The organism is Salinisphaera sp. G21_0, assembly GCF_017744115.1.
GTDB lineage: Bacteria > Pseudomonadota > Gammaproteobacteria > Pseudomonadales > Endozoicomonadaceae > Endozoicomonas.
Genome location: NZ_JAGHQW010000257.1, coordinates 1 through 583, shown reverse-complemented (window position 1 = coordinate 583; position 583 = coordinate 1). Strand labels below are relative to the sequence as shown.

At 49.6% G+C, this 583-nt stretch carries 1 protein-coding gene; it reads left to right on the top strand.

Features of this window, described 5'->3' with window-relative positions:
- Positions 1 to 149: 149 nt before the first annotated feature.
- Complete coding sequence (locus tag J7439_RS25940) at positions 150 to 410, top strand: hypothetical protein (RefSeq protein WP_209204943.1); 261 nt, start codon at positions 150 to 152, stop codon at positions 408 to 410.
- Positions 411 to 583: the final 173 nt, after the last annotated feature.

The window sequence follows — 583 nt, the reverse complement described above, 5'->3', positions numbered from 1 at the left end:
GTCAGAACGGGTCAACAACAACCATGTCTGGCTTGAAGAGTTCCTACAAGGATAAACCAGTTGTCATGACACAAACTGGCTGGTGCATCGACGTCGAGTGAAGCCAGATCATTTGCAAGAACCTCACACTCTGCCTGAGCAAAAAGAGCATGGACCTGGTTTTCATAATCTTCAAAGTGCCGGATCGAATTATGATGCTGGCGCAGACGAGTCAACATGAGTTCGAGCTGCTCAAGAGCGTGGCAAGAATTAGCGGTTTTAGCCAGCGGCTGACATACTTCCATCGGGGCGGCCTCTCACTGGAACGGTGTAGTATTTCAGTAAACATCATGCCGGTGTTTGGCCGTTACCCCATATCAGGCCGGACGAAATTTGTTGCTATGGGGGATTGCGTGGAGCGCAAACCCTGAAAATACAGTCAGTATGAGACTTTCATCCAAACGATTCTCCAATTGAAAACAGGGAGGACCTCCAAACAAACCATGCAGTCACCTTCCTCCTCAGCAACCGCAGATACTGTATCCCGGTTAACATCCACTGAAGCTGGAAGAGACGAGCCGTCAACCAGCCGCAAACGCAAAAG

Excerpts from the sequence above, each read along its gene's own strand:
- J7439_RS25940 (WP_209204943.1), top strand. The coding sequence starts at position 150 with ATGGACCTGGTTTTCATAATCTTCAAAGTGCCGGATCGAATTATGATG.